Origin of the sequence: Ensifer sp. LC384 (genome assembly GCF_001695865.1) — a bacterium.
Taxonomy (GTDB): domain Bacteria; phylum Pseudomonadota; class Alphaproteobacteria; order Rhizobiales; family Rhizobiaceae; genus Ensifer.
The window spans coordinates 26,038-37,628 of sequence record NZ_MBST01000037.1; the positions used below are offsets into that span (position 1 = coordinate 26,038).

Below are 11,591 nucleotides of genomic sequence, written 5' to 3' on the forward strand. Positions count from 1 at the left end.
CGGGAGGAACCTTGAGCGACTTTTGGACAGGTAAGCCCGGCGCGGCAGGAAATCTGCGGCTTTTGACACGCGAAGGAAAATGGCTCGCATGGGAGGATCAGGAAGCTGATCCAGACAATGCCAGCAGCAAAAGGATCGCTGGCGCAAAGGGACGCGTCAACGAGGTTCTGACGCAGGCCGTCCACGCAACCAACGTTTTGACGCTTCTTGGTTCAGGTGCTTCCTTCTGTGCGAAAAACGCTGATCCACGGCAAGCACCAGGCATGGGCGACCTTTGGCAAGCCGCCAGAGACAACGTCTGCAAGGAAGACCTAATCGACTATTCAAAATTCGACAACGTTGTCCTCGATGTCATAGGCACCCTACCGCCAGAAAAAGATGGTAAGCGGCAAGCGGGCGACATCGAAAATCTCCTTAGCCTCTGCAAGATGAAGCTCGAATTGATGGAGGTTAGAGCCAAGGAAGTTGAAAAAACCGATCCCGACGGACCGATCAGAAAATTGAAGATTTTCATCGAGAAAGCCGAAGGTGCGATCCTTGAGAAGGTCGATTTTGTTGATCAATCAACCGATCTGCCCGCCCACAGGGGGTTAATTCAGAAATTCGCGAAACGTGCCGTGGATAAGCCACGTGTCAAGGTGTTTACGACAAACTACGATCTTTGCGTCGAAGAGGCTGCGTCTCGCCTTGGCGTCGTGCTCGTCGATGGGTTTTCACATAGTGCCGAACAACGTTTCAACCGCGACTACTTCCAGCATGATGTTGTAAGGCGGCAGCCGTCCGGTACGAAGGCTGACTACATCGATGGCGTCTTTCACCTTTACAAGCTTCACGGCTCGATTGATTGGCGACGCCGAGCCGACGGCGTAGTCATCCGTTCTCGCGCCAGCGATCCGGCCCTGAAACCGGTGCTGATCTATCCAAGATCGACCAAATATCAGGAAGCTTTCGAAATTCCGTACCTCGACATGTTCGCGGCATTTCAAGCTGCGCTTCGTGAACCAGATACCGCACTTTTGATAGCCGGTTTTGGCTTCGCTGACGATCATATCAGCGCTCCCATCTGGTCAGCTCTGGAGTCAAACCTCAGCCTCCGTCTCATTTTGGTCGATCCGTCTTTCATCCCGGCGGTGAAGCTGGACGCGTATCCCGCACCCGACCACCTCCTCGACGTCGGGCTACCGACAAGGAAATATCAAAATCGGATGGCTCGCTTGGTCGCAGAAGGCGATCCGCGAGTGACCTTGCTAAATGGCAGGTTCGAGGACTTGGTCGATGCATTTCCCGCGATTACGGGCGAGTCAGATCGGCAACGTCTCCAGATGCGCCTCGATCAAATCAGGGATGCCGCAGTATGACCGATCCAGTAATCGCGCTGATCGATCCTGACAAGCGCGTCGGCACCGTGACGAGGGTGAGTGCGTCTTCGATTGAGCTGACCATCCCGAAAGCGCTGGCCGCCAGTGGGCAACGAGGCTTGGCGAGAGGCGCAACCGGGGACTTCGTGTTCGTCGATTGCGATCAGGAGACGATCCTCGGCCGGATAACAGATGTCTTCATCCCCGACCGGCAGCGGCCCGGGCTGGAACGCCAGATGGAAGTTGATGCAAGCGCCGAACCGCAAGGCCGGGCCCAACTTCTCGCGACAGTCAACAAAGCGACACACAAGGTAACGCGCGGAATCAACATAAAGCCGCGTGTAGGCGATGGTATTTATCTGGCAGACGGTGGAGCACTTGCAGCTGCCATTCGAGAAGCTCTTCAGGGCGAGATCGAGCCGGGAAAAGACGACCGCCTGTTGGTGAACCTCGGCAAACTATCCGGAATCGCGGACGCATCGATTGCCATGCCGCCGGAAAAATTATTTGGGCGGCATTGTGGAGTATTCGGCGCGACAGGCGGCGGAAAGAGTTGGACCATTTCCAAGCTTCTCAACGAAATCGTCCGGCTTGGCGGAAAATGCATACTCTTTGATCCCACAGGAGAGTTCGCGGGCAAGGTTTCCGGGGCAAAAGAATTTTCGTTTTCCAAAGCGAACGAAAAGCAGCCTCTGGCGAGATTTCCTTACCGACAGCTCTCCGAGATTGATCTCTATGCCCTTCTGACGCCATCGGTGCAAATGCAGGGGCCAAACCTTCGAAGCGCGATTAAGAGTCTCAGGCTTGCCACCGCCCTGCGAAAGGAACCATTACGGTACGCAGTCAAAACGATGGAGGACGGCAGTGAACGCTACTCCGTCGGAAAACGGGGTTTTGTTGAGGTGCGCCAAAGCGGCGTGGTGAGAAAAGCTGGAAACAGTCGTCATGCTCTATCGTTGGCGCTAATCGAGTTGTCGACCGAATTAGATTCGCAATTTTGCGATTTCGACATCCACCTGCTTTCTGACCAGATCAAAGAAGAGTGCATCAAGCAGCATACGAACGATGGCATGGGGTCCTACGGTACTCACGACGATTTTGCGCTTGGAACCTGCAACTCCCTGAATGTTCGTATCGAGAACTATCTTTCCTCGCCGGAAATGAGATGTCTCTTCTCTGATGATGGTTTGGACATCTGCAAAGAGATACGAGACTTCATCGCAGACCCTGGCCAACAGGCGCTCGTTCTATCGTTCGAACACGTGAGCTTCAAATACAATACCCGGGAGCTATTGCTGAACACGCTTGGCCGGTATCTGCTCGGCTTGGCTCGGCAAAACGTTTTTCAGACGTGTCCGCTTGTATGTTTCCTGGATGAGGCCCACCAATTCATCGGTCGATCCATCGGCGACGACACCAACCATGTAATGCTGGACGCCTTCGGTCTTATAGCGAAGGAAGGCCGAAAGTACGGGCTGACGACAACAATAGCCACGCAACGCCCGAGGGACGTTCCGTCCGACGTTTTGAGCCAGCTTGGTACGCTCTTCGTTCACCGCCTGACCAATGATCGTGACCGCGAAACGATTGAACGAGCATGCGGCGACCTGGATCGCGACGCCGCAGCCTTCATTCCGTCGCTCGCCCAGGGAGAGGCGATCATCGTCGGGCCGGAGTTACCGGCTCCGCTGCCTGTGCTCGTTGACCGCCCCGAGAAAGGGCAGCAACCAGAATCCCATGGGCCCAGGTATCAAGCGTTCTGGGGAAGCAAGGCTTTGTGATCCCGCCTAAGCTTACATGCCGTTGTCGTAACCACTCTGAACATCAGATTGTGGAACGTCTGGCACCCATTCAAGGCCCAAGGTCTTCATCAGGTCGTCTTGAGAGCTAAACGTCTGACGATGCTTCAGGAACGCGGACATCTCCCACCCACTCATCTGGTGCAGAATATAGTCGGTCAACGGGGGTGAGATCGCGAAAGGAAGCTGGGAGACAGCATCCGGCAACTGATCAATCAACGCATCTCTGACCGCCGCCTCCGCTGCCGGATTTTTAAAAAGTGTTGGATCGTATTGGAGTTTACCCATCAGAATTGTCTCGAATAAATTGCGTCTGCCTCTAAGAGACGAGACCTGTATGCAATGAGCAATAACGGGCTGCCGATCCTGAGGGTGCAATTTTGCGATGCGCTCGACTAAGGCTTCGGAATATCTCTCGGCGAGATCGTAATTTCTGACAAGGAGTGACAAGACGGCGGTTGGAAGTGGCTTCTTAATCAGGCGCTGACAAACCTCTTCTGACCCGGCGTCCATGAAAAAAAACCGATGCTGAAACCAGCCCATGTTGTGTTCAACTAACCGAGATTTGCGTGGTTCGTCGCCAGTGTAATAGGCGTACTGGTACAACCGTCTTTTCAGATCGAAGGCCACCGAAATAAGGGTGGCGTATTCGATCATGCGAAAGGAAAAGTCGCCGCCTGGCGACGTTTCCTGCTCTATATGTATAACGTCGCCGTCCTGCGTGACGCCAACAAGGTCAGATGTAAATTTCTTGTGGCGCGGGAAGAAGGTCTGCTTCTTCCAATCTATTGCGCTGATGTTTCTCTCAGTGAGTGCTGTGACCGTAGCAGGCAGCTCAAGAATTGGATGTGTAGCCTCTTCAAAATTTCGTTGTACGAGTGTGAAGTTTTTTACCGCCATGTCGAAGCTCCCGCTTAAGGGGCCTTCTCTAGCAGAGGAAACGTTTCTTCATTCTTTCCGGCCCTCTCATGGAGAAGAGACCTGCCACTCCACGGAAACCGTCCTCTAGACCGTACGGTCCGCAATCGGGAGCAAACTTCCTTATTACCGACGACGCAACCGAATATCGCATGTCTGCAAAAGAAATGCGAAAAAAAGCTACCCCAGGTTGTCTTTTGCTCAATTTCAGTGGCGAAAGTTCAGAGGTATGTGGCGAGCAAGAGTGACATGGTGGGCCCGGCAGGACTCGAACCTGCAACCAATCGGTTATGAGCCGACGGCTCTGACCAGTGAGCTACAGGCCCCACCAGAGAGTTTCTAAAGGGCGGCAAACCGATTGATGAAGCGCCTGGTGGATGCGTTGGAGGTCTGAACCTTGACGCACCAGAGTGGTTCATCGATAATCAAGGTGAACCATAGAAAGTTAGGCCGATGACCGCTGCGTTTACCGTGCGTGTAAAAGATGAAACCGCGAGCAAGCTGGATCAGATCGCTGAGAAGCTGGATCGGTCACGCTCTTATATGGCTGCGGAAGCCATCGAAGCTTTTGTTGAGCAGCAGGAATGGCAGCTTGCCGAGATTGAAGCCGGGCTGGCCGAGGCCGAGCGGGGTGAGTTCGCCAGCGATGAAGATGTGGCGAACGTCGTCGGGAAGTACGTCAGGTCTGCTCGTCAATCATGAGCGGGAAGCGTATTCGCTGGACGCTTCGAGCGTTGCGGCGGCTTGATGAGATCGGCGCGTATATCGAGAAAGAGAATCCGGATGCGGCGGCCCGCGTCGTGGCACGGATTGTCACTGCCGTGGATACGTTAGCGGAGTACCCTGCCAGTGGGCGGCCTGGTCGCATCAAGAGCACGCGCGAGCTCGTGCTAGTCGACATCCCCTACATCATTCCCTACCGCGTAAGTCGGGACGTCGAGATCCTCACCGTCATGCACGCTCACCAGAGATGGCCGGAGGTTCTCTAGGCACGGCCAACAGAACGCGTCTTTTGTTTTGGTGACGGGCTACTTCTCATCAAAGATCGAGAGATGAACTTGCGGCAACTTTAACGTTTGTTCCCGTTCGGGACATCCTAACCGAAGTGCATCATGCCGGTTTTTAGGGTAGGGGTTCAGCGTCCATCTTGCAAATGTGCCCTGAACACTTCGGCCGGCGTCCTGTAATTCAGGCACTTTCTCGGCTGGTCGTTGAGATGGCGAGCAAGCTGGATGAGCTTGCGTTGCGACACGGCTGCAAGATCCGTATCGCCTGGCATGAACCGGCGGATGCGCTTGTTGGTATTTTCCACGGCCCCCTTCTGCCATGGCGCACTGGGGTCACAAAACCAGCTGCGCGCGCCGATGCCATCTTCCAAAGCCCTGAAGCCGCTAAACTCCGTGCCGCGATCAAAGGTGAAGCTCTACCGGGCAAAGGCTGGCAAGGGAGAGAACGTTTCGATGATCTTGTCCATGATCGGTCGTGAGTGCCGGCTCTGGTTCTTGATCATGACGGTGTAGCGGCTCTTGCGTTCGATCAGTGAGGTTACGTTGGCGTTGCCCAAGTCACGTTGGAAGATCAACAAGTCGCCTTCCCAGTGCCCGAACTGCGAACGATCAGCAATGAAATCAGGACGTTGCGATATCCTGCAGGCAGCAGGAAAAGTGCCGTCGCGGGGTTTCCTCGAGCCGCGGGGGGCGGCGTTTGCGGCGAGCTTCCGCCAGATGCTGATGGAGCTCCAGCGCACAATCTTCCTTGCCATAGATGAAGCGATAGATCGTCTCGGTGCAGACACGCACGGCGCTCACGCCATCGGCAAGCAGGCGGCCGGCGATCTGTTCCGGTGACCAAAGTGCCTTCAGCTGCTCGATCACCAGTTCGCGCAATTGCCGGTGCCGCACAAGCTTCCTCAAACGCTGTCGCCGCTCTTTGCGGATGTCGTCAGCAACTGTTGGGAAGTAACCGCTATAGTCGGGCAGCTCGCGATCGTGGAATGTGTTGCGTCGGATCTCACGATAGATCGTCGATCGATGACGACCGAGTTGGCGCGCCATTTCTTTGATCGGCAGTTTACGTTCGACAAAGTGGAAGAGGCGGCGTCGATCGGCCAGATTCAGCTGCGAATAGCGTCGGGACATTCCAAAATCTCCAAGGGGAAGCCATTGAAATCATTGGCATGTCGCACTTGAAAATAGAATGTACCTTTTGTGCGTCTAAAATCGCATAATGTATCGCCGGGAACATTGATCGCGCTTCGCGAGAGTGGCGGAAGATCAACCAGACACTATTCGCCTCCGCATTTCTCGCCATTTGAGGCTTCAGATATCCTCCTCCGCCTGAGCTAGTTCGAAAAGGCTAAGCGCAAACCTCTCCCGGTTGAAGTATGTTCAGCAACTTCTAATATTGGAAGGGATTTGGCAATGACGAACAATATCTCATGCGCTCTAGCTATCCTCGCATACTTTTCGTGCACCGCCTCTTACGCTCAGAGCACGATCCAGATCGCGGGACACCCATTTCGCTCGGCTGAGAATTGTGTCCGTAAGGCGCCAATCGGCAGGTTCGACCGCAAGTGCGACATCCCGCTTACCGGCTGGCGGGGCGCCGAAGGTCTATGGCTGCCGGTTGTCCAAAGCGCTGGCCTATAATTCCACTTCACCTGCCGCGCGGCCGAAAAGCAATCGCCTAGCGGCCCTGGTGTCGCTCCGGTCCTGGACGATCTCGTCGAGAACGTATCCATCCTGATCAACGGCCCGCCAAAGCCAGTGTTTTCGGCCGGCAAAAGGGGGGGCAATTCCTCGATTCGCTTGACAACTTGAACCCGTCAACCGGCCGCTCGTGGCCGTAAATGGAACATCGGCAAATGCTGGCGCGGGCATCGATTTGCAATCCGGCCTAGCCAACATCATGGCCTTGTAGCAATCAGAACATAACCCCGCGTACGGTTGTCCTTGTCCGAGTCTTGCGTGTTCATTGCGTTAACTAGGTCGACTGTCGTTACCCAATCGGGGGGATTTTTGTACCGAGCAACGTCGAGGGTGAGGAAACGGTCGGTTTCTACATCATAGGCAGCCAAGGGTGAGACGTGGCCACCTTTCCACCGACCCATGGCTTTGCGGAAATAATTGGCGATGACCAAAGTGCCTTTCGGTCGCGAGATAGCGCTGGGCTTCCTTGCGGAAGGTGTCCAGGCTGCTGTCAGCAGCATGTCGCATTTCAACCTGGACCGGCTGCAATGCAAGAAGGCCACCAATTCATCTATGGTTCTAACAGCGCTTGGTGTTCAGGTGCTCAATTTTCCTCCGCAGCTCTCAAAGACCGCTTGAGCGTCCTGAAGATCGAGCGTTCCGTGGCCCTTCGCGAAACAGCCGAGGAGCGGCGCGAGCAGCTCGCAAACCTGCGCTCTGAGACCCTGTGCCCGCCAAAGCCGTGCCAAACTCACCGCCGAGCGCAGTTCCCACATCTTGGCATCCTGCATGCGCGCGACGTCAACAGCACGGTGGAAGCACGCCTCGATTTCGGCTGGATTGCGCTCCGAGAGCGATGATATGAGCTCGCCCTTGAGCCGATGTAGCTCCGCCTCACACCAGCGGTTGCGGGTGCGCGAGACAATGGCGAGCGCTTCGTCAATCAAGGTGTGGCCGTCAACAAAACGATCGGCCTTGCCATATGCTGCCGCGAGCAAGCCCATTGCCCAAGGCTCGGTCATTCCTGACCCGATCGCCCGCATGCCAGCCAGCCCCTTTCGCAACCGCTCGATGCCTGCCGTGACCTGGTCCCGTTCAGCCAGCACCCACCCCTGCAGGAAGACCCCCTGTGTGTGCCAGAATGGAAATTCGTGTTCGGCCGCGAACGCTGACGCCAATTCCGCCGCCTCTTGCGCCTTCGCCACGTCCCGTCGATGTACGTGGAGAATCGCCGCCCAAGTGAGGACGTAGGCGCGGCTGAACGTATGCCCGAGCTTCGCAGTCATGGCGAGCGCCTTGGCCATCAGCTCCAGCGCCCTGTCTTCGTGGCCGAGATACCACAGCGCCATGCCGCCACGGCACAGGCAGATCGGTCCTCCATCCTGTCCATAAAGCGCCAGATGCGCCCGGTGCTGGGCGACGTCGTACTGGCTGATCCCGTGTTCGAAGTGCTGCCATGCCGAGGCGAATTCGCCGAGCCAGGAGCAGGTGATGCCCAGCGCGTAGGACGCTTCCACCACGAGCACGGGATCCGAGGTTTGCTGCGCCAACGCCAACAGCCGCTTGCCAAGGTCCCGCGCCGCGGAGAGCTCAGACCGCACTGCATGATGAATGGTGAGGCCGAGAAGCACCGGGAACAGCCTGGGCGTTTCTTGGACCCGCTCCGCCAAGCTAAGGGCACGGCTGTAGACGCGCTCGACCTCCGGGTGGCCATAGCCCTTCCCGGCGGTAAGCACTTGCCCCAGGGTGGTCAACAATGTCAGCTCATGCTCGAGACGCTCCGGGTTCTCGGGCATCTGAGTGAGCAGATCGAGGCCTTTGGCCAAATGGCCGGCAGCCTCGGCATTCGCCGCCCGATCATTGGCATGCTCGCCCGCACGATGCCAGAACACGATCGCTTGCGGTAGCTGTCCGGCCCCCGTGAGATGATGCGCCAAGAGTTCCGGCTGGGCGGCCACGACGTGTGGGGCTTGCTCTTCGAAGACCTGGGCAATACGGCGATGGAGCTCCCGGCGGCGGCTCTTGAGGAGGGACTGATATGCGGTATCGCGGACGAGCGCATGCTTGAAGCTGTAGATCGCTTTAGGCGGACTACCGCGCCGAAAAACCAGTTCAGTACCAACCAGTTCGTCGAGCCCACGCAGTAGCTCCGGTTCGTTGAGCGCTGCCACCGCCGCAATCAACTCATAGGAGAACTCGCGCCCAATGCAGGCGCCGATCTGGGCCACGACCTTGGCCCTCCCGAGGCGGTCGAGGCGGGCCATGAGCGAGTCATGTAGCGTCACCGGGACCGCCAGCGGCGTCATAGGTGCAGCCAGTCCGAAATGATCGCCAGCCTCTCCCAGGAGACCAGATTCGAGCATGGTTTTGGTCAACTCCTCAAGGAACAGCGGTACGCCATCGGTGTTGGCCAGGATATAATCGAGCATTTCGATAGGCAGTGGCATTCCACCGGTCAGCCGCTCGACCAGCAATTGAGCTTGCATCTGGTCGAGACGATTCAGTGCCACCCTCGTCACGTGCGGGTAACGACGCCAAGGCGGCACGAACTCGGGCCTGTAGGTAATGACCAGCAGCACCGAGAGCTGCTGGATGCGGTCCACGAACAAGCCGAACAGCTCAAGGCTGCTCGGGTCCAGCCAGTGCGCGTCTTCAAGCACCATGAGCACCGGCTGCTTCCCAGCCATTCTGGCAAGCTGGTCGATGAGCACTTCAGAGGTCCGGCTCTTGCGCTGCTGGGGCGCGAGATTCAGTATTTGATACCGGCCGGTGCTTGGGATTCCGAGAAGCTCGGCCAGCAATGGGATCGCTTCGCTTACCTCACCCTGTTCGGCGAGCAGTGCCTGGAGCCTGGCGAGCTTGACGGCCGATGAATCATCGCGTTCAAACCCCGCCGCCTGTTCGAGTTGGGCAATCACCGGACGAAGCGCGCTGTTGGTGTGGTAGGGTGAGGTGCAGTAGCGGCGCAACAAGTGTGGCTCTCTGGAGAGGTGGTCGCGAAGTGCCAGCGCAAGACGCGACTTGCCGATTCCGGCCTCGCCCTCGAGCAGGACGACCTGACCTTCTCTTGCCTTGGCCAGAGTCCAACGATCGACCAATAGCGCCAGTTCCTGATCGCGGCCGACCATCGGTAGCACTTCGGTCGCGTGACAGGCCTCGAAGCGGTCTCCGCTCCGCACTTCCCCGAGCACCCGAAAGGCCTCAGCCGCCTCCGCAAAGCCCTTGATCGACCGCACCCCGAGGCTTTCGAGCTTGAACTGGCCCCGGAGCAGCGCACGGGTCGCCTCGGCAATGACCAAGGTGCCGGGCTCGGCGAGCGCCTGCAGGCGGGCCGCTAGGTTCGGCGTCTCGCCCACTACGCTATGTTCTTCGGCCTCACCGGCGCCGATGATGTCGCCCGCCACGACCAGACCAGTGGCAATTCCGATCCGAACAGCCAAGCGTTCGCCTGCCGCGTCGAGCTGGGCCACCGCCTCGACGACCGCGAGACCGGCCCTCACGGCCCGCTCGGCATCCTCCTCGTGAGCCTGTGGGTAACCGAAGTACACGAGGATGCCGTCGCCCATATACTTGGCAACGAAGCCGTCGTACCGGCCGACGACCTCGGTGGCGCAAGTATGGTAAGCGACGATCGACTGCCGCAGGTCTTCTGGATCGAGGCGTGCGGACAGTGCTGTCGATCCTACGAGATCGCAGAACATCACCGTCAGGTGGCGCCTTTCCGCCTCGCTAGGGGTCGGGGATACGTGGGGTTGCGGCGTCGCTGCAAGAGACGACGACCGGCGAACTACGGCCGCGGCCGCCCTGAGAAACCGCTTGCGGTCACCAAGAGACAGGCCGAGTTCCCTCAGGTCGGCATCGGTGAGATCGTCGACAACATCGAGATCGATGCCATTTTCCAAGAAGGTTTGGCGATACCGCTCAAGCCTTATGCTGGTGAGCCACTCTCCGATATCGGGCATGACCTAGAATCCAACTATTATGGTCCAATTACGGCATGCTCTGACGCGCTGTCCAACGGCCAAGAATACGCAGCTTACACCAGGGACCCCTGCTCAGTCGTCGTTAAATCAGTCAGGTGGCACGAGCTGCAGGCGTATAGCGCGACGACGAGGATGGAACGCCGCTCATATCTTGCGGAGGTGAGTTCGAAGAGCACGCTCGTTTCGGCCTGGTCCTTGGTGGCGTAGGCCCGGTCGTCGAGGATGAGCACATCGAACTTTGCGAGCTTTACGATGGCGGCTTCGGGCTGGAGTTTCCGCCGCGCGACCTGAAGCTTCTGGATGAGGTCGGCCGTGCGAGTGAATAACACGCGCCAGCCGTTCTCGTTCAACGCTGGGACATGTACCAGCTCTCCGATATCTCGCCGGAATTGTACCTGACGGGTATCGGCGACGTCCTGCAGCGGATCGACCGGGTTGGGGTTCCGCTCGTCGCCGCCGAGCCCGGCAACGAGATCACCTGGGCGCCTACAATGGCGACCTCGACATCCTGCCCGAGGTGAATGTCCCTCCCGGCCCGTTCGCTGGCGGATCCGAGCGACCCGGCGGCGTTAGAGCGCGGCGCGGATAGCATTGAACGGCCACCTCCAGGTGGCTCATTGAAGCAGGGGCCGCGCCAGCGTCCCCCTCCAGCCGCTTGAGCGCCTCACATCAACCAAGCCCCCGGCTTGGTCGGGGATACTTGCTTGCAACGATAGTGGTGCGAGCGCCCGGTTGGCCCGCGCCGCCAGATCACCCCAAAGGAGTATAGCTGGCAGTGACCTGCCACGCTTGTCGGTCGCCCGGCACAGGCGCAGAATACCGCGCCGCTGGGGCAAAGGTTTACCA

The 11,591-nt window shown here is 57.9% G+C and carries 7 protein-coding genes, 1 tRNA gene and 3 pseudogenes; 5 read left to right on the plus strand and 6 right to left on the minus strand.

Translation table 11 applies throughout. The annotated features are described in order from the left end of the window. Window positions 1-11 precede the first annotated feature (11 nt). A complete protein-coding gene (locus tag BC363_RS24075; protein ID WP_065785456.1) occupies window positions 12-1,358 on the plus strand; it encodes an SIR2 family protein in 1,347 nt (448 codons plus the stop codon). Further along, window positions 1,355-3,139 carry an ATP-binding protein gene (locus BC363_RS24080; protein ID WP_083223632.1) on the plus strand — a complete coding sequence of 595 codons (1,785 nt, stop codon included), beginning with the start codon at window positions 1,355-1,357 and terminating at the stop codon, window positions 3,137-3,139. Before BC363_RS24075 ends, BC363_RS24080 begins: the two co-directional genes overlap by 4 nt. Window positions 3,140-3,151: 12 nt before the next feature. Here the strand turns inward: BC363_RS24080 and BC363_RS24085 are convergent, their stop codons facing one another. Both BC363_RS24085 and BC363_RS24090 read right to left on the minus strand, forming a co-directional pair. Continuing rightward, window positions 3,152-4,057, minus strand: a complete 906-nt coding sequence (locus BC363_RS24085; protein WP_065785457.1) for a hypothetical protein — start codon at window positions 4,055-4,057, stop codon at window positions 3,152-3,154. A gap of 268 nt (window positions 4,058-4,325) precedes the next feature. Beyond that, window positions 4,326-4,401, minus strand: a tRNA-Ile gene (locus BC363_RS24090). 127 nt (window positions 4,402-4,528) lie between these two features. Between BC363_RS24090 and BC363_RS24095 the strand changes: the two genes are divergently transcribed. Beyond that, complete coding sequence (locus BC363_RS24095) at window positions 4,529-4,777, plus strand: CopG family ribbon-helix-helix protein (protein WP_065785458.1); 249 nt, start codon at window positions 4,529-4,531, stop codon at window positions 4,775-4,777. Further along, window positions 4,774-5,064: a type II toxin-antitoxin system RelE/ParE family toxin gene (locus tag BC363_RS24100; RefSeq protein ID WP_065785459.1), complete on the plus strand. Its 291-nt coding sequence runs from the start codon at window positions 4,774-4,776 to the stop codon at window positions 5,062-5,064. Before BC363_RS24095 ends, BC363_RS24100 begins: the two co-directional genes overlap by 4 nt. Before the next feature lie 146 nt (window positions 5,065-5,210). On the opposite strand, the pseudogene BC363_RS33790 reads toward BC363_RS24100, so the two are convergent. From BC363_RS33790 to BC363_RS24125, 4 genes and pseudogenes are all read right to left on the minus strand, one after another. Further along, window positions 5,211-6,213: pseudogene (locus BC363_RS33790) on the minus strand (IS30 family transposase). A 537-nt stretch (window positions 6,214-6,750) separates the two neighbouring features. Continuing rightward, a pseudogene (locus BC363_RS34705) lies at window positions 6,751-6,852 on the minus strand (DDE-type integrase/transposase/recombinase); the annotation flags it as partial. A gap of 506 nt (window positions 6,853-7,358) precedes the next feature. Further along, window positions 7,359-10,724, minus strand: a complete 3,366-nt coding sequence (locus BC363_RS24120) for an adenylate/guanylate cyclase domain-containing protein (RefSeq protein WP_065785461.1) — start codon at window positions 10,722-10,724, stop codon at window positions 7,359-7,361. 140 nt (window positions 10,725-10,864) lie between these two features. Beyond that, window positions 10,865-11,098 (minus strand): annotated as a pseudogene (locus tag BC363_RS24125) (ATP-binding protein); the annotation flags it as partial. Between the two features lie 6 nt (window positions 11,099-11,104). On the opposite strand from BC363_RS24125, the gene BC363_RS35190 reads away from it, so the two are divergent. Beyond that, window positions 11,105-11,266: a hypothetical protein gene (locus BC363_RS35190; RefSeq protein ID WP_161952487.1), complete on the plus strand. Its 162-nt coding sequence runs from the start codon at window positions 11,105-11,107 to the stop codon at window positions 11,264-11,266. Window positions 11,267-11,591 lie beyond the last annotated feature (325 nt).